Origin of the sequence: Marmoricola sp. URHB0036 (genome assembly GCF_000426045.1) — a bacterium.
Classification (GTDB): domain Bacteria; phylum Actinomycetota; class Actinomycetes; order Propionibacteriales; family Nocardioidaceae; genus Marmoricola.
Map to the genome: position 1 here is coordinate 58,697 of NZ_AUEP01000006.1, position 16,723 is coordinate 75,419.

A 16,723-nucleotide genomic window follows, 5' to 3' on the forward strand; every position below is an offset into this window, starting at 1 on the left:
CATTGTGCCCGTCGCCCGACCGGCACGGCGGGAGTGTGCCCGACGACATAGCCCGCACTCACCAGCGGTCGTGCACCAGCGCCCGGACCCGCTCGTCGTAGATGCGGCCCACCCCGGCCAGGAACTCGTCGCCCAGCGGCGGCACCCGTCCGGCAGCGGCGTTGGACCGCGCCTGGGCCTCGCTGCGGGCACCTGGGATGACGGTGGTCACGCCCGGCAGCTGCCAGACCCACGCGATCGCCGCCTGGGCGGAGGTCAGGCCGTCCGGGGCGGTCTCCTCGACGAGGCGGCCGAAGTCGGCGGCAGCCTCGAGCCCGACGTCGAACGGCACGCCCGAGAAGGTCTCCCCGACATCGAAGGCGCTCCCGTCGCGGTTGTAGCTGCGGTGGTCGTCGTCGGCGAAGGTGGTGCTCGCGTCGTACTTGCCCGACAGCAGTCCGGAGGCCAACGGCACCCGGGCGATGATGCCGGTCGAGGTCTCGATCGCGGTCGGCAGCACCTTCTCGAGTGGCTTGAGGCGCAGCGCGTTCAGGATGATCTGCACGCTTGCGAGGTTCGGTCGGGTCATGGCGCTCAGCGCCTGGTCGACGGTCTCCACGCTGACGCCGTACGCCGCGATGGTGCCGTCCTCGACCAGTGCGTCGAGGGCGTCGTAGGTCGCGTCGTCGTCGATCGTGGCCGACGGCGGGCAGTGCAGCTGGACGAGGTCGAGCCGGTCGACGCCGAGGTTGCGCCGCGACCGGTCGGTCCACGCGCGGAAGTTCTCCGGGTTGTAGTTCTCCGGCTCCTGGTCGACGCGCCGGCCCATCTTGGTGGCGACGAAGAAGCCGTCGTCGGCGTGGTCGGCCAGGAAGGCGCCGACCACCCGCTCGCTGCGTCCGTCGCCGTAGACGTCGGCGGTGTCGTAGAAGGTGACCCCCTCCTCGGCGGACGCCTCGAGCACCGCCCGCGCGTCGGCCTCGGAGACCTCGCCCCAGTCGGCACCCAGCTGCCAGGTGCCCAACCCGACCGCCGACACCGTCCGCCCTGTCCTGTCCAGCTCGCGTTGCTCCATGTGTCCCTTCTACAGGGTCGGTCCGAACCGCCACTCGATGGTCGACCGGTAGGTCTCACCCGGCCGCAGCACGGCCGAGCCGAACTCGGGCCGGTTGGGCGTGTCCGGGAACGGCCCCGGCTCGAGCGCGACCCCAGCACCCGGGCCGTACGCCGTCCCGGCCGTCGAGCTGGTCGAGCCGTCGAAACCCTTGCCGGCGTAGACCTGCAGACCCGTCTGGTCGGCGACCAGGGTGGCCCGGATGCGGGTGGCCGGCGAGTCGAGCGCAGCGACGACCCGAGAGCCGTCACCGGTGATCGCGAAGCAGTGGTCGACGTCCGCGACCTCGCCCAGCGGCCGCGGCTCGCGCAGGTCGAACGGGCTGCCCTCGACGGGCGTGAGCTCCCCGGGGATTCCCGCGTCGTCGACCGACACGAACTCGTGCGCGGCCACCCGCAGCAGCTGGTCGGTGACCGGGCCGGAGCCGTCGCCGTCCAGGTTGAGGTAGGCGTGGCTGGTCAGGCCGACGACCGTGGGTGCATCGGTGGTGGCCTCGAGCACGATCCTCACGGCGTCGTCGATCACCACGAAGCGCGCGAGCACCGTGACGGTGCCCGGGAAGCCCTGGTCGCCGTCGGGACTGACCAGCCGCAGGGTCGCGGTGCCGCGAGCGTGCTCCACGACTTCCCACAGCTGCTTGTCGAAGCCGACGGGGCCACCGTGCAGCTGGTTGTCACCCTCGTTGGGCACCAGCTGGACGCTCTCGCCATCCAGCTCGAAGCGGGCGCCACCGATCCGGTTGGCGTAGCGACCGACGGTGGCACCGACGTAGTCCTTGGAGGTGAGGTACTCCTCCGCCGTCGCGTGGCCCAGCACCACGTTGCGGCGTACGCCGTCGCCGCCGGTCAGCCAGAGCCGGTGCACGGTCGCCCCGAGGTCGAGCACCTCCAGCACCGGACCGGGCGGAGACCCGAGCACGATCTTCTGCACGGGTCCCCGCGAGGAGGGACCGAAGGACTCGACCGGCATGGGCCGAAGCCTAGGACTAGCGCGACGGCTCCGGGTCGTCGATCGGACGCAGCTCGTCGGCGTACGACAGCGAGATGCGGCGCAGCACACCGGCGTCACTGACGGCGTACTGACCCATCCGCCACAGCGGCGGGCTGTAGGCGTGCACGCTGATCGAGCCGTGCACGGCACCGTTGAGTCGGTGGATGTGGTCGGGCCCGAAGGAGAACACCCGGCCGGCGGGCACGCGGGTCTCGCGAGCGCCGTGGGCCAGGGTCAGGTTGTTCTCGACCAGCTCACCGGCCACCACCGCCACGGCGCCCGAGGACACGTCGTGGTCGTGCCAGCCGGTGTCGTTCTCCGGGGTCCAGCACAGCAGCCAGACGTCGACGTGGGCGTCACGGTGCAGCGACACGTAGACGCGCTCCTCGCCGTCGAAGGCGACGTGGTGCGCCCACGACTCCGGCTGGTGGGCGATGCCGGCGGCCAGTGCCTCGAGCTCGGTCTTGGTGAGGTCGCGGTCGGGGAGCCGCCGCAGCAGGTGCGCGACGGTCACGTTGTCGGGGTACGTCGCCAGCGGGGCGGCGTGCTCGGCGGGAACTCCTGCTCCCCCGAGGCTGGCCTCCTCGGCCAGCGCGGTCAGCTCGCTACCGCCCATTCCCGGTCACCTCCCTGCTCGTGGGTGCGGGTCCCGAGCAGCCGGGCCGGGTTGGCCACGCGCACCGCATGGGTGGCGGCATCGCCGAGGAACTCCTCGAGCGGGTCGCCGTAGGGACGGTCGCTGCCGAGCACGAGCGCGTCGATGCCGAGCACGCGCACGATCGCCTCCAGCGCACGGACTCCGGTGCCGGAGGTGTCCACGAAGACGTCCGGGTCGACCGTCGTACGGCCGCCGCCGCGCAGCGCATGACGCTCCACCAGCACCGGTGCGAGCCCGGCGCCCGCCCCGAAGAGCAGCTTCAGGCGCGGGAACAGGCGACGGCCGCCGAAGGCCTGCCAGCCCCACCACGCGGCCTGCAGCTGCGCGGTGTAGCCGACGACCGGTGCCCACCACTCGGGCAGCCGACCGGCCAGCACCCGACGTGGCTCGGGTCCGGGATGCACGAAGACCGGCTTGCCGGACAGCTCGGCCGCCAGGAGCAGCTTGGCCGCACGCTCCCAGGCGAAGGGCGTGAGCAGGTCGGTGGCCGGCAGCTGGAGACCGACGAAGCGGTCCTCCTCCAGCAGGCGGCGCACGTCGGGGACGCACGGGTCCTCGGCCGGGACCGAGACCCAGGCACGGTAGTGGTCGGGGAGCTCGCGGACCCCGCGGTGCCAGGCGTCGATCAACGGTTGTGCCTCGGGACGCAGCAGGCTCTCGATGCCGAGCGGAGCAGAGAGGCTCAGGCAGGCCGAGCCCACCCCCGCGTCTCGGTCCGCCGCGACCCGGGTCGCGACGTCATGTCCTGCCGGGTCCACGTCGTACGGCGGCTCGCCGTCGGTGTGCAGCGTCCAGCCGCGCAGGTACGGCGCCTTGGAGCGCGCGCGCAGCCGGTCGACGAGCTCGTCGGGCCACAGGTGCTGGTGCACGTCGATGGCGCCGGTGCTCGGTGTGTGGTGCTCGGTCATCAGTCTCAGCCTCCCTTCTCTATCTCTGTAGTAAGTGCAGTGACTTTATCCTATTAATACGAGAGCGGCCCGGATGTCCGGTGAGGGTGTGTCACCGGTCTGGTCCGGGAACACCACCAGGTGTGGGTTGGTTGGCCCCAGGAGTGGCGCCACCGAACGAGGAGGATCGAGTGTCGAAGCTGTTCGAGCCGATCACGTTGCGCGGGATGACTGCCCGCAACCGGGTCTGGCTGGCCCCGATGTGCCAGTACTCCTCGGTCGACGGAGTCCCGGACGACTGGCACCTCGTGCACCTCGGCGCGCGTGCCACCGGCGGGTTCGGGCTGGTCATGACGGAGGCTTCGGCGGTGGTGCCCGAGGGCCGCATCTCCCCGCAGGACGCCGGCATCTGGAACGACGAGCAGGCCGAGGCCTGGCGACGCGTCGTCGAGTTCGTGCACGGCCAGGGCGCGCCGATCGGCGCGCAGCTGGCGCACGCCGGGCGCAAGGCGTCGACCTACCGCCCCTGGGACCCGCGCACCGGCACCGTGCCGAGCGTCGACGGCGGGTGGGAGACCGTGGCGCCCTCGGACCTCCCCTTCGAGGGGTACGCCGCACCGGCCGCCCTCACCGTCGACCAGGTAGCGGAGGTCGTGCGGGCCTTCGCCGAGGCCGCCCGACGGGCCGTGTCGGTCGGCTTCGACACCGTCGAGATCCACGCGGCCCACGGCTACCTGTTGCACCAGTTCCTCTCCCCGCTGTCCAACCGTCGCGACGACGACTACGGCGGCTCGTTCGAGAACCGCACCCGTCTCGTGCTCGAGGTGGTCGACGCCGTCCGCGCGGAGCTGCCCGACTCGGCTCCCCTGCTGGTACGCATCTCCGGCACCGACTGGATCGACGGCGGGTGGGACCTCGAGCAGAGTCGGCGGCTCGGCGTACTGCTGAAGGAGCACGGGGTCGACCTCGTCGACGTCTCCTCCGGCGGCAACGCCCCGGCCTCGATCCCGCTCGAGCCCGGCTACCAGGTGCCGCTCTCGGCCGGCGTACGCGCGGGCGGCATCGCCACCGGCGCGGTCGGGCTGATCACCGACCCCGAGCAGGCCGAGAAGATCCTCGCCAACGGCGAGGCCGACGTCGTCCTCCTCGCCCGGGCCGCCCTCCGCGAGCCGGCCTGGCCGTTGCGCGCCGCCCACGAGCTCGGCGTGCCGTTCGAGGACGCGCCGTGGCCCGACCAGTACCTCCGCGGCCGCTGGCGCTGAGGCTCGCCCGACCCTCTCCGGAGCGGAGCGCACTCATCTGCCGATGTGCGTTGTGGCGACTACGACAGCGGGCGGTCGGCCGCGACCAGCAGACCTCCCACCCTCCGGTGGAACCCGTCTCTGTCTCTGACCTGCAGGGATGGCCTAACGTCTGATGCAACGTGCGAACCGCCCGCTCTGACGCGATCCGGGGCGAACACTCCGTCTGCGTTGACGGAACGTTCCAGCAAACACGCGGTTGTTGGAACGTTCCGTCAAGGCGCCTGGGTCACCTGCCAGCTGGTCCGGCCCAGAGTGCGCGCCCGTTCGACGTCCGGACATGCCGAGATCCGGACCTTGGGAAGACCGTGCCTGCCCCGATGGCATGGGGCGTTGAGCCACCGCTACCCGGGTCGGGGTTCTACGCTTGCGCGATGGCCATGGTTGATCCGGACGATGACACCATCACGCGTTTCGTTGCAGAGCACTACAGGTACGACCCGGAGCGTCACGAACGCCGGAATGTCTTCCTGGCAGCATTCGATGATCAGGCCGAGTTCGAGGAGTTCGTTAACGCCCGAGGAGCTGAACTTAGCGAAAGGCAGCACGCGGGCGAAGCAGAGCCGAGCGAGCACATCGGCGGCACCGTGTACGAGCCTGGAGACCGAAAGCGAGCGCAGAACCAACGTCTGCTCTCCCGCGCTCTCGACCACGGTGTATGGCCCAGCGGTTGGGATCCAAAGAACCCGCCGGATGGGGTTCACGTCGCGTATGTCGAGGCCCCCGCCGAGCCGAACTAGGTCGTTCTGACCATCCGCACATGCCGCGATCCGCTCGGACATGCCGATGTGCGGTCGTTCAGGCGGCCTTCGAGGAGAACCGGGCCGCAACGGTGCTGACGACCCACGCCAGCGCCAAACCTACGAGCGCGCCGAGGATCGCGTGGACGATCATTTGGCCGAACGCGTAGGCATCCGACCCGTTGGCATACTCGTCCGACACCGGGAAGAAGAAGGCGACGAGGGCACCGATCGGGACCAGGATCCGGGCGACCTTTCCGTACGAGCGCTTGACGCGGCCGTCGTAGTCGCGAGGGGGCTGACGAACTGGGGTCCGCCGGTGCTCGGTCCACGCCGCGCCATCCCACCAGCGAAAAGTGTCGGGTGCACCTTGGTCCGGGTACCACCCCGGAGGTGCACTTTGGTCCGGGAACCACCCCGGAGGTGCACTGTTCGATGACTCGGACACGTCTTCCCCCGTTTCTTGGCCTGTTCAAGGCGCGGGTTGCACCCTATGTCGACGGAGCGTCCCAAGTGGGCGAAAACGGACAAAGAGTGATCGACAGGCCAGCGCGTGCCCTGAGCGTTCGCGAATCGCTCTGCGGATCGTCCCGCTCGGGCGAGTAACCGGATCTGCCGCGATCCGACCCGCATCGGACACCTGTTCCCTTGACGGAACGTTCCATCAAAATGCGTTTTGTTGGAACGTTCCGTCAACGCAGGAGGCGGCAGTATCGCCTCGTGCTGTCGAGTAGCTCGGAGCCCTCAGACGACCGGGTCTGGATCGGATTCCAGATGGGAGCCAGACCCAGCAAGGGTGGGGAGCCGCAATTCCCCCCGGGGCACGTGGTCAGGCGTCGACGAAGGGATCGCCCGGCTCGAAGCGGTAGCCCATGCCGGGCTCGTTGATCAGGAAGCGCGGCCGGGCGGGGTCGTCCTCGAGCTTGCGACGGAGCTGGCCCATGTAGAGCCGCAGGTTGCCGTGGGCGTTCTCGTAGCCGGGTCCCCACACCTCGGACAGCAGCTGCTTCTGGCTGAGGAGCCTTCCCGGGTGCCGGACGAGCACCTCCAGCAGGTGCCACTCCGTGGGAGTGAGCCGGACCTCGTCACCGTCGCGCACGACCCGGCGAGAGGCGAGGTCGACGACCGTGTCGCCGAAGCGCACGGCGGGGAGATCGTCTCCGGCAGGTGTCCCTCGACGCAGCATCGCGCGCAGCCGGGCCAGCAGCTCGTCCATGCCGAACGGCTTGGTGACGTAGTCGTCCGCACCCGCATCGAGGGCATCCACCTTGTCGCTGCTGTCGGACCGTCCGGACAGGACGAGGACGGGTACGGCGGTCCATCCACGCAGCCCGGCGATCACGTCGGTGCCGTCCATGTCGGGCAGGCCGAGATCGAGCACGACGAGCTCGGGCGGGTGCGCGGCAGCGGTCGCCAGCGCCTCGGTTCCGGAGCCAGCGGTGCGCACGTCGTACCCGCGGGCCCGGAGGTTGATGGCCAGCGCTCGCAGGATCTGCGGCTCGTCGTCGACGACAAGTACCCGCGTCACAGGACCTCCTCCTGGGCACGCTCGCGCAGCCCGGGCGTTGGTGCGGGTGCATCGGCAGCACCCGCACGCAGGCGCACCACCATCGTCAGCCCGCCACCCGGGGTGTCCTCGGGCTCGAGGGTGCCGCCCATCGCCTCGGTGAGTCCGCGCGAGAGGGCCAGGCCGAGGCCGACGCCGGTCGTGTTGTCGGTGTCGCCCAACCTCTGGAACGGGAGGAAGACCTCATCGCGCTGCTCGGGGGTGATCCCGGGTCCCCGGTCGACGACGCGGAGCTCGACGTACTCCCCGATGCCGGCGGCCGTCAGGCGCGGTGGGTGGCCGGAGGGCGCGAACCGGATGGCGTTCTGCACGAGGTTGACCAGGACCCGCTCCAGGAGACCGGGGTCGGCGAGCACCTCGGGTACGTCGGCCGGCACCTCGACCCTCACCCTGACGCCGAGGGTGCCGACGTCGTCGAGCACCCGGGCGACGACCTCGTCCACAGCGACAGGGCGCAGCTCGACGGCCATCGCCCCGGCCTGCAGCCGGCTCATGTCGAGCAGGTTGGAGATCAGCCCCGTCAGTCGGTCGAGGGACTCGTCGGCGGTGGCGACCAGCTCGTCCCGGTCGTCCTTGTCGAGGTCGAGGTCGACGCTCCGCAACGTCGAGATCGCGGCCTTGGCGGCGGCCAGCGGGGTCCGCAGGTCGTGGCCCACGGCGGCCAGCAGCGCCGTACGGGTGCGGTCGATCTGGGCGAGTGCGTCGGCCTCGGACGCCTGGGCGCGCAACGAGATCCGGTCGAGCACCACCGCGACCTGGGAGCCGAAGGCCGACACCACTCGCTGGTCGTCGGCCTCGAGCAGCCGGCCGGCGAGGGCGATCACCCGTCCCTCACCGGCGGGCACGACCGTCTCGGCCTCCTCGGGCGCGGCGCACTCCCCACCAGCGCAGGCCACCATGCGCCACCCGTCTTCCTGGCGCTCGAACAGCGTCACCGAGCGCAGCGCGAACGTCTCGCGGAGGCGTTCGAGCGTCAACCCCAGCGCGTCGTCCTCGGCCAGCGCGGTCGACGCCAGGTCGGCGAGGGTCCGCGACTCGGCCGCACCGCGTGCTGCTTCGCGGGTCCTTCTGGCGGCGAGGTCGACAACGGAGCTGACCAGCATGCCCACCGCGATGAACACGAACAGCGCCAGCGCGTTGTTCGGGTCCTTGATGGTGAGGGTGTGCACGGGTGGCGTGAAGAAGTAGTTCAGCAGCACCGAGCCGGCGATCGCACAGATGAGTGCGGGCCGGAGGCCACCGATCAGCGCGACGATCACGGTCATCAGGAGGAACAGCAGCATGTCGCTGACCAGGTTGTCGCCATGCAACGGCAACAGGCAGAGCGTCATCACCACTGGGAGCACCGCTGAGAGTGCGTAACCGGCCGAGACGCGTCGCCTGCTGAGTGACCCGTGCAGCTGCGGCAGACGTCGCCCTGCTCCGGCCCCTCGGTGCTGCACCATGTGCACGTCGATGTCACCGGACTCGCGGATGGTGGTGGTGCCGATGCCAGGTCCGCTGAGGAAAGCACCGAGCCGGGAGCGACGGCTGTCACCGAGCACCAGCTGGGTGGCGTTCTCGGCGCGGGCGAACGACAGCAGAGATTCGGCCACGTCGTCGCCGAGCACCTGGTGGTAGCTGCCACCGAGGCTCTCGACCAGGCGACGCTGCTCGGCCAGGGCGCTCTGGCTGACGCCGGCGAGACCGTCAGACCTCGCGACGTGCACGGCCAGCAGCTCACCCCCGGCGCGTACGGCGACCCGGGCCGCGCGGCGCAGCAGGGTCTCTCCCTCGGGACCGCCACTGAGTGCGACGACCACCCGCTCGCGGGCCTCCCAGATGCCGGAGATCTCGTGCTGCTCACGGTACTGCTGCAGGGCCGCGTCGACCCGGTCCGCGGTCCAGAGCAGGGCCAGCTCGCGCAACGCGTTGAGGTTGCCGACCCGGAAGTAGTTGGCGAGTGCGGCATCGACCTTCTCGGGCGCGTAGACGTTCCCGTGGGCCAGCCGGCGACGCAAGGCCTCGGCGGTCATGTCCTCGAGCTCGATCTGCTCCGCGGCCCGTACGACGGCGTCCGGCACGGTCTCGCGCTGGGGTACGCCGGTGATCTTCTCCACGACGTCGTTGACCGACTCGAGGTGCTGGATGTTGACGGTCGTGATCACGTCGATGCCGGCGTCGAGGATCTCCTGGACGTCCTGCCACCTCTTGGCATTGCGACTGCCGGGCACGTTGGTGTGTGCGAGCTCGTCGATCAGCGCCAACCGGGGCCGGCGGTCGAGGACAGCGTCGACGTCCATCTCGTCGTAGGACGAGTCGCGGTAGGGGAGGGTGCGCCGCGGCACCACCTCGAGACCGTCGAGCATCTCGGCGGTGTGCTGGCGACCGTGGGTCTCGACGAACCCGACCACGACGTCGGTGCCTCGCTCGGCGCGACGGCGACCCTCACCGAGCATGGCGTAGGTCTTCCCGACGCCCGGTGCCGCACCGAGGTACACCCGGAGCCTGCCGCGCGGACGCGTCGGTCCGGACTGTGTCGCCACGCCTCCAGTGTCCCCCTAACCCACTCGGTCCAGCGCCAGGTTGAGCTCGAGCAGGTCGACCCGGGGTTCGCCGAGGAACCCGAGGGTGCGCCCCTTGGTGTGTGCAGCGACGAGGCTGCGCACTCTCGCCTCGCTGAGTCCCCGCTCCCTGGCCACGCGGGCGACCTGTTGGGCGGCGTACTCCGGGCTGATCTGGGGGTCGAGCCCCGAGCCGCTCGCGAGCAGGGCGTCCGGCGCGACGTGCGCCGGCCGGGTGCCGTCCGCCTTCACGGCCGCCGCTCGACGCTCCTTGACCTGCTTGACGAGCTCGGGGTTGTCGAGTCCGAGGTTGCTGGCGCTGGTGGACAGCGGGTCATAGCCATCGCCTGCGGCGGACGGCCGACCCTGGAAGTACGACGGGTCGTCGTACGCCTGGCCGACCAGGGAGGAACCGACCACCTTCCCGCCGTGCCGGACCAGCGAGCCGTCCGCCTGGGAGCCGAACGCCACCTGGGCGACACCGGTGACGACCAGCGGGTAGCCGATGCCCAGCACGAGGGTGAGCAGCAGGACCAGCCGTGCTGCTGGACCGAACTGACCGAGTGAGGTCATGGACGCCTTCCTCATGAGATACCCGGGATCTGGGAGACCAGCAGGTCGACGAGCTTGATGCCGATGAACGGGGCCACCAGCCCGCCGAGGCCGTAGACGGCCAGGTTGCGACGCAGCATCGAGGCCGCTGACGACGGCCGGTAGCGCACGCCCCTCAACGACAGCGGGATCAGCGCCACGATGATCAGGGCGTTGAAGATGACTGCCGACAGGATCGCCGACTCCGGGCTGGACAGGCCCATGACGTTCAGCTTGTCCAGTCCGGTGAAGACGCCGGCGAACATGGCCGGGATGATCGCGAAGTACTTGGCGACGTCGTTCGCAATCGAGAAGGTCGTCAAGGCTCCCCGCGTGATCAGCAGCTGCTTGCCGATCTCGACGATCTCGATCAGCTTGGTCGGATTGGAGTCGAGGTCGACCATGTTGCCGGCCTCCTTGGCCGACGACGTGCCCGTGTTCATCGCGACGCCGACGTCCGCCTGGGCCAGCGCGGGAGCGTCGTTGGTGCCGTCGCCGGTCATCGCGACCAGTCGACCGCCCTCCTGCTCCTTCTTGATCAGCGCCATCTTGTCCTCGGGTGTGGCCTCGGCCAGGTAGTCGTCGACCCCTGCCTCCTCCGCGATCGCCCGAGCCGTCAACGGGTTGTCACCGGTGATCATCACGGTGCGGATGCCCATCCGACGCATCTCCTCGAACCTCTCGCGCATGCCCTCCTTGACCACGTCCTTGAGGTGGATGACACCGAGGGCGCGGGCGTGACCGTCCGCGAGCTCGGCCACCACGAGCGGCGTACCGCCCGAGGTGGAGATGGAGTCCACGAGGCTGCCGACCGCTCTGACGTCGCCACCGCCGCAGTCGCGCACCCAGGCGAGGATCGCGGCCGCGGCACCCTTGCGGATCTCGCGCCCCGGGAGGTCGACCCCCGACATCCGCGTCTGGGCAGTGAACCCGACGAACCTCGCCTCCGGAAGCTCGCCCGGGCTCCGCTCCCGCAGACCGTAGGCGGACTTGGCGAGCACGACGATCGAGCGGCCCTCCGGCGTCTCGTCGGCGAGGCTGGAGAGCTGGGCCGCGTCGGCGAGCTCGGCCTCGGTGATGCCGTTGACCGGCAGGAACTCGCTCGCCTGCCGGTTGCCCAGTGTGATGGTGCCGGTCTTGTCCAGGAGCAGTGTGTTCACATCTCCTGCGGCCTCGACCGAGCGGCCCGACATGGCCAGCACGTTGTGCTGCACGAGACGGTCCATGCCGGCGATGCCGATGGCCGAGAGCAGCGCGCCGATCGTGGTGGGGATCAGGCAGACCAGCAGCGCCACGAGGACGATCACGTCCTGGCGAGCGCCGCTGTAGACAGCGAACGGCTGCAACGTGACCGTGGCGCCGAGGAAGACGATGGTGAGGCTGGCCAGCAGGATGTTCAGCGCGATCTCGTTCGGCGTCTTCTGGCGGTCCGCCCCTTCGACGAGCGCAATCATGCGGTCGATGAAGCTCTCGCCGGGCCTGGCCGTGATCTGCACGACGATCCGGTCGCTGAGCACGCGGGTGCCGCCGGTCACCGACGAGCGGTCGCCGCCGGACTCGCGGATGACCGGGGCGGACTCACCGGTGATCGCGGACTCGTCCACGCTGGCGATGCCGTCCACGATGTCGCCGTCTCCCGGGATGGTCTCCCCCGCCACCACGACGACGAGGTCGCCCAGCCGGAGCTGGGAGGCGGACACCTGCTCCTCCCGCCCGTCGGGGGGCCGGCGACGGGCACTGGTCTCGGTGCGTGTCTTGCGGAGCGTGGCGGCCTGGGCCTTGCCGCGCCCCTCGGCGACGGCCTCGGCGAGGTTCGCGAAGACCACGGTCAGCCACAGCCACACCACCACCGACCAGCCGAAGACGCTCGGGCCCTGGATGGCACTGACCGTGGCGAAGACAGCGCCGATCTCGACGACGAACATCACCGGCGACTTCACCATCACCCGCGGGTCCAGCTTGCGCACAGCGTCGGGCAGCGAGGCCAGCAGCTGGCGCGGGTCGAGGAGCCCCCCGGAGACGCGGGTCGGCGCGATCGTCGTACTCATGAGAGTCCCTCGGCAAGCGGTCCCAGTGCCAGCACCGGGAAGAAGGTGAGTCCGGCGACGATGATGACGACGCCGACGAGCATGGAGACGAACAGCCCGCCGTGGGTGGGCAGGGTGCCCTCGTTGGCGGGCACGGGCTGCTGCCGGGCCAGCGATCCCGCCAGTGCGAGCACGAGCAGGATCGGCACGAAACGGCCGATCAGCATCGCCAGCGCGAGGGCGATGTCGTAGAAGGTGGTGTTCGCCGAGAGACCTGCGAAGGCAGACCCGTTGTTGTTGGCCGCCGACATGAAGGCGTAGAGCACCTCGGAGAGTCCGTGTGGCCCGCTGTTGAGCATCGAGGACTTCCCCGCCTTGAGCGACATCGCGAGGCCGGTGCCGATGAGCACGATCATCGGCATGGTGAGGATGCTCAGCGCGACCAGCTTGATCTCACGACCGGTGATCTTCTTGCGCAGGTACTCCGGCGTCCGACCCACCATCAGACCGGCCACGAACACCGTCAGGATCGCCAGCACGAGGATGCCGTAGAGGCCCGAGCCGACACCGCCCGGTGCGACCTCGCCGAGTCCCATGTTGAGGATCAGCACGCCGCCGGCGATCCCGCCGTACGACGAGTGGAAGGAGTCCACCGCGCCGGTCGACGTACCCGTGGTGGACACCGCGAAGAGCGACGATCCGGGCACGCCGAACCGGGTCTCCTTGCCCTCCATCGACGCACCCGCGGCCTGGGCTGCGGCCCCGGGGTGGTGCATCTCCAGCGTCGTCACCGCCACCAGCGCGCCGAGCCAGAGGACGCCCATCACGGCGAGCAGCGCGTAGCCCTGTCGGCGGTCGCCGACCATCGTGCCGAACGTCCGAGTCAGGGCGACGGGGATCACCAGGAGCAGGAAGATCTCGAAGAGGTTGCTCAGCGGATTGGGGTTCTCGAAGGGATGGGCCGAGTTGGCGTTGTAGAAGCCGCCGCCGTTCGTGCCCAGCTCCTTGATGGCCTCCTGCGAGGCCACGGGTCCTCCGGTCAGGGTCTGGTGGTGGCCGGCCAGGGTCGACACGGCGGTGCCGGAGGAGAAGTTCTGGATCGCCCCCATGGCCACGAGCACCACGGCCGCGACGAAGGCGATCGGCAGCAGCACCCGGAAGGTCACCCGGACCAGGTCGACCCAGAAGTTCCCGATGCGATCGGTGCGTCCACGCGAGAAGCCACGGATCAACGCGACCGCAACGGCGATGCCGACGGCGGCGGAGACGAAGTTCTGCACCGCCAGCCCGGTCATCTGCACGAGATGGCCCATCGTCGACTCACCGGAGTACGCCTGCCAGTTCGTGTTGGTGAGGAAGGAGGAGGCCGTGTTGAAGGCGAGGGCAGGAGGAACGTCCGGGAAGCCCAGTGACAGGGGCAGGTGGGACTGCACGCGCTGCAGGAGATAGAGCGAGGCGACGCCGATCATCGAGAACGCGAGGACCGCCCGGGCGTAGACCGGCCAGCGCTGGTCGGCGGAGCTGTCCACGCCGATGACGCGGTAGACGCCACGCTCGATCGGCAGGTCCTTGGTGGTGGTGAAGATGCGGGCCATGTAGTCGCCGAGTGGCTTCCAGCACACGGCCAGGGCGGCCACGAGTGCGGCCGCCTGGAGCAGGCCGGCCAAGGTGTCGCTCATGTCAGAAACGCTCCGGGAAGAGAAGGGCCACCAGGAGGTAGCCGAGGACGAGGACGCTCAGCACGAGCCCGACGACATCGGTGGCGCTCACCGGTCGAGCACCCTGACCAGCAGCCAGAACAGGCCGAAGACGAGCGCGAGGATCGCCACGTAGAGCAGGTCACTCACGGCCGGTTCTCCTGCGCCAGAGCAGCGAACCGGTGACGGCGACGAGTGCCATCACCACGAGCCGGTCGAGGTCCTGCGGTGCGAGCGTCAGCTGGCCGAGGGAGTTCTCGAGGAAGCCGGTGAAGTACGCCCAGGCCGAGAGCCCCACGAGCAGCGCCCACCACACGGAGGTGCTGTAGCCACCGGCGAAGGCGGCCAGACCGAGGAGCACCACGGCGGCGGCCGGAGGCAGGTGCAGCGCGGCCGCGGAAAGCGCCGCGAGCACGAGGACGCCCTCGGCGAGGCCGAACCGGATGCCTTGCTCGTCGATCAGCCGCGGGCGGGACCGCCGGGCTCGTCGTACGGGAGTAGTCAACGTCGTCACGACCCCATGGAAACGCCCGCAGGGGCCACCTTCCCGCGGCCTAACGGGATCCTGACGCGGGCGCCGGCTTTCCTGACGAACCACAAACACCGCCGCCCGGATCGTCCTCGTCACACCGGCGTCAGGATCCTGTTAGGACCCGGGATCGGCGGCTGGCCGCGGTGTTCCATGGAGGCGTGACCACGACCTTGGCGCCTCCCGCAGGCGCCGCCCCCGCGCCTCTACGAGCCTGGCTGATGGGGCACTCCACACCGCGGCAGCACCCGGCGCCGCACGTGGGCAAGCCGTGGTGGCAGGTGATGTGCCTGACCGGCGTCGACTACTTCTCGACCCTGGGCTACCAGCCCGGCATCGCGGCGCTGGCGGCCGGGGTGCTCTCCCCGATCGCCACCCTGGTACTGGTCGCGGTCACCTTGCTCGGAGCGCTCCCGGTGTACCGGCGGGTGGCCGACGAGAGCCCCCACGGCCAGGGGTCGATCGCGATGCTCGAACGCCTGCTGCCCTTCTGGAAGGGCAAGTTGTTCGTCCTGGTGCTCCTCGGCTTCGCCGCCACGGACTTCGTGATCACGATGACGCTCTCGGCCGCGGATGCCGCGGCCCACGTGACCGAGAACCCCTACGTCCCGTCCTTCCTGCACGGGCAGGAGCTGTGGATCACGCTGGGGATGCTCGCGCTGCTGGGCGCCGTCTTCCTCCGCGGCTTCACCGAGGCCATCGGCCTCGCGGTCGTCCTCGTGGGGGTCTACCTGCTGCTGAACACCGTGGTGCTCGCGGTCGCGCTGTGGGAGGTGCTCGCCCACCCCGGCCTGGTGCCGGACTGGGGTGCCGCCCTCACCCAGGCACACGGCAGCCCGGTGATGATGGTCGCCGTCGCGCTGATGGTCTTCCCTCAACTCGCCCTCGGCCTCTCCGGGTTCGAGACCGGTGTCGCCGTGATGCCACACGTCCGCGGTGACGAGGGGGACGTCGAGGCGCAGCCACGCGGGCGGATCCGCGGCACCAAACGGCTGCTCACGACAGCCGCGGTGATGATGAGCGTCTTCCTCGTCGCGAGCTCCTTCGCCACCACCCTCCTGATCCCGGCCGCTGCGTTCGAGAGCGGTGGCCCGGCCAACGGTCGGGCGCTGGCCTACCTGGCGCACGAGTACCTCGGCAACGGCTTCGGCACGGTGTACGACGTCTCCACCATCGCGATCCTCTGGTTCGCCGGCGCCTCGGCGATGGCCGGGATGCTCAACCTCATCCCCCGTTACCTCCCCCGCTACGGCATGGCCCCGGAGTGGGCCGGAGCCATCCGCCCGCTGGTGCTCGTGCTCACCGCCTCGGCCTTCCTGATCACCTGGATCTTCGATGCCGACGTCGATGCGCAGGGCGGCGCCTACGCGACCGGGGTCCTTGTCCTGATCACCAGCGCGCCGCCGTCGCCGTGACGCTCGCGGCACGACGAGCGGGTCAGCGGCGACGTACCGTCGCGTTCGCGCTGATCACGGCGGTCTTCGTCTACACCACGGTCGACAACGTGATGGAGCGTCCGGACGGCGTGAAGATCGGCGCCTGCTTCATCGCCGCGATCGTGGTCGTCTCGCTGATCTCGCGACTCGGGCGTTCCTTCGAGCTGCGTGTCACCGACGTACACCTCGACAGCACCGCGGAGCGCTTCGTGCGCGACTGCGCTCGGCGGACCATCCGGCTGGTGGCCAACGAGCCTGACGACCGCGACCCCGCGGAGTACGCCGACAAGGAGCGCCAGATTCGTCAGGACCACGACCTCCCCCCGGACGCCGACCTGATCTTCGTCGAGGTGACCGTGACCGACCCGTCGGAGTTCGAGAACGCCCAACAGGTGCGCGGGTGTGTCATGCACGGTCGGTACCGCGTGCTGACCCTCGAGTCGTCGTCAGTTCCGAACGCGCTGGCTGCCCTGCTGCTGGCGGTCCGGGACCTGACCGGTGCCACCCCGCACGTCTACTTCGAGTGGACCGAGGGCAGCCCCCTGCGCAACCTGGCCAAGTTCTTGCTGATCGGGGCCGGCGAGGTGGCACCGACCACGCGCGAGGTCCTTCGTCGTGCCGAGCCGGATCGTGAGCGTCGGCCGCACGTGCACGTGGGTTGAGG

16 protein-coding genes and 1 pseudogene are annotated in these 16,723 nt (G+C 70.1%); 4 read left to right on the forward strand and 13 right to left on the reverse strand.

The features are described from left to right. Positions 1-58 precede the first annotated feature (58 nt). The 4 genes from H976_RS0107160 to H976_RS25045 are packed head-to-tail and all read right to left on the reverse strand — an operon-like array spanning position 59 to position 3,649. Positions 59-1,054, reverse strand: coding sequence for an aldo/keto reductase (locus H976_RS0107160; RefSeq protein WP_027860983.1), 996 nt, complete (start codon positions 1,052-1,054; stop codon positions 59-61). Positions 1,055-1,063: 9 nt separating this feature from the next. Next, positions 1,064-2,062, reverse strand: coding sequence for an aldose epimerase family protein (locus H976_RS0107165; protein WP_027860984.1), 999 nt, complete (start codon positions 2,060-2,062; stop codon positions 1,064-1,066). Between the two features lie 16 nt (positions 2,063-2,078). Then, positions 2,079-2,699 (reverse strand): cysteine dioxygenase family protein, encoded by a 621-nt coding sequence (locus H976_RS0107170; RefSeq protein ID WP_051276389.1) that lies wholly within the window; start codon positions 2,697-2,699, stop codon positions 2,079-2,081. Next, a complete protein-coding gene (locus tag H976_RS25045) occupies positions 2,681-3,649 on the reverse strand; it encodes an amidohydrolase family protein (RefSeq protein WP_051276391.1) in 969 nt (322 codons plus the stop codon). Before H976_RS25045 ends, H976_RS0107170 begins: the two co-directional genes overlap by 19 nt. A 170-nt stretch (positions 3,650-3,819) precedes the next feature. Here H976_RS25045 and H976_RS0107180 point away from each other — a divergent pair, with 170 nt between their 5' ends. Together H976_RS0107180 and H976_RS29875 are read left to right on the forward strand one after the other, a co-directional pair. Then, complete coding sequence (locus H976_RS0107180; protein WP_027860986.1) at positions 3,820-4,890, forward strand: NADH:flavin oxidoreductase/NADH oxidase; 1,071 nt, start codon at positions 3,820-3,822, stop codon at positions 4,888-4,890. Between the two features lie 413 nt (positions 4,891-5,303). Then, positions 5,304-5,669, forward strand: coding sequence for a hypothetical protein (locus H976_RS29875; protein ID WP_155918040.1), 366 nt, complete (start codon positions 5,304-5,306; stop codon positions 5,667-5,669). Positions 5,670-5,727: 58 nt separating this feature from the next. On the opposite strand, the gene H976_RS30590 is transcribed toward H976_RS29875, so the two are convergent. From H976_RS30590 to H976_RS0107230, 9 genes and pseudogenes are all read right to left on the reverse strand, one after another. After that, the gene (locus H976_RS30590) at positions 5,728-5,871 is read right to left on the reverse strand and encodes a hypothetical protein (RefSeq protein ID WP_231388821.1); all 144 of its coding nucleotides are present in this window, start codon (positions 5,869-5,871) and stop codon (positions 5,728-5,730) included. 102 nt (positions 5,872-5,973) lie between these two features. Continuing rightward, positions 5,974-6,117, reverse strand: a pseudogene (locus tag H976_RS31080) (DUF2510 domain-containing protein); the annotation flags it as partial. A 381-nt stretch (positions 6,118-6,498) separates the two neighbouring features. After that, positions 6,499-7,197 carry a response regulator gene (locus H976_RS0107195; RefSeq protein WP_027860988.1) on the reverse strand — a complete coding sequence of 233 codons (699 nt, stop codon included), beginning with the start codon at positions 7,195-7,197 and terminating at the stop codon, positions 6,499-6,501. Next, on the reverse strand, positions 7,194-9,761 hold the full coding sequence (locus tag H976_RS0107200; protein WP_027860989.1) for a sensor histidine kinase KdpD: 2,568 nt from the start codon (positions 9,759-9,761) through the stop codon (positions 7,194-7,196). Before H976_RS0107200 ends, H976_RS0107195 begins: the two co-directional genes overlap by 4 nt. 15 nt (positions 9,762-9,776) lie before the next feature. Continuing rightward, on the reverse strand, positions 9,777-10,352 hold the full coding sequence (kdpC, locus tag H976_RS0107205) for a potassium-transporting ATPase subunit KdpC (protein ID WP_027860990.1): 576 nt from the start codon (positions 10,350-10,352) through the stop codon (positions 9,777-9,779). An 11-nt stretch (positions 10,353-10,363) separates the two neighbouring features. Continuing rightward, positions 10,364-12,418, reverse strand: coding sequence for a potassium-transporting ATPase subunit KdpB (gene kdpB, locus H976_RS0107210; protein ID WP_027860991.1), 2,055 nt, complete (start codon positions 12,416-12,418; stop codon positions 10,364-10,366). After that, positions 12,415-14,076: a potassium-transporting ATPase subunit KdpA gene (gene kdpA, locus H976_RS0107215; RefSeq protein ID WP_027860992.1), complete on the reverse strand. Its 1,662-nt coding sequence runs from the start codon at positions 14,074-14,076 to the stop codon at positions 12,415-12,417. Before kdpA ends, kdpB begins: the two co-directional genes overlap by 4 nt. A gap of 1 nt (position 14,077) precedes the next feature. Then, entirely contained in the window at positions 14,078-14,167 is a 90-nt protein-coding gene (gene kdpF / locus H976_RS31085; protein WP_036225189.1) for a K(+)-transporting ATPase subunit F, read from the reverse strand. A 69-nt stretch (positions 14,168-14,236) separates the two neighbouring features. Then, a complete protein-coding gene (locus H976_RS0107230) occupies positions 14,237-14,608 on the reverse strand; it encodes a hypothetical protein (protein WP_027860993.1) in 372 nt (123 codons plus the stop codon). Between the two features lie 236 nt (positions 14,609-14,844). Here H976_RS0107230 and H976_RS31090 point away from each other — a divergent pair, with 236 nt between their 5' ends. Together H976_RS31090 and H976_RS31095 are read left to right on the forward strand one after the other, a co-directional pair. Then, entirely contained in the window at positions 14,845-16,038 is a 1,194-nt protein-coding gene (locus H976_RS31090) for a hypothetical protein (RefSeq protein ID WP_231388823.1), read from the forward strand. After that, positions 16,035-16,721 carry a hypothetical protein gene (locus H976_RS31095; protein ID WP_231388824.1) on the forward strand — a complete coding sequence of 229 codons (687 nt, stop codon included), beginning with the start codon at positions 16,035-16,037 and terminating at the stop codon, positions 16,719-16,721. The genes H976_RS31090 and H976_RS31095 overlap by 4 nt, the downstream gene beginning before the upstream one ends. Positions 16,722-16,723 lie beyond the last annotated feature (2 nt).

Bases quoted from the DNA above. Each gene is read 5' to 3' on its own strand.
- H976_RS0107170 (WP_051276389.1), bottom strand. From the start codon at position 2,699: ATGGGCGGTAGCGAGCTGACCGCGCTGGCCGAGGAGGCCAGCCTCGGG.
- H976_RS0107160 (WP_027860983.1), bottom strand. From the start codon at position 1,054: ATGGAGCAACGCGAGCTGGACAGGACAGGGCGGACGGTGTCGGCGGTC.
- kdpC (WP_027860990.1), bottom strand. From the start codon at position 10,352: ATGACCTCACTCGGTCAGTTCGGTCCAGCAGCACGGCTGGTCCTGCTG.
- H976_RS0107165 (WP_027860984.1), bottom strand. From the start codon at position 2,062: ATGCCGGTCGAGTCCTTCGGTCCCTCCTCGCGGGGACCCGTGCAGAAG.
- kdpA (WP_027860992.1), bottom strand. From the start codon at position 14,076: ATGAGCGACACCTTGGCCGGCCTGCTCCAGGCGGCCGCACTCGTGGCC.
- H976_RS29875 (WP_155918040.1), top strand. From the start codon at position 5,304: ATGGCCATGGTTGATCCGGACGATGACACCATCACGCGTTTCGTTGCA.
- kdpB (WP_027860991.1), bottom strand. From the start codon at position 12,418: ATGAGTACGACGATCGCGCCGACCCGCGTCTCCGGGGGGCTCCTCGAC.
- H976_RS25045 (WP_051276391.1), bottom strand. From the start codon at position 3,649: ATGACCGAGCACCACACACCGAGCACCGGCGCCATCGACGTGCACCAG.
- H976_RS31090 (WP_231388823.1), top strand. From the start codon at position 14,845: ATGGGGCACTCCACACCGCGGCAGCACCCGGCGCCGCACGTGGGCAAG.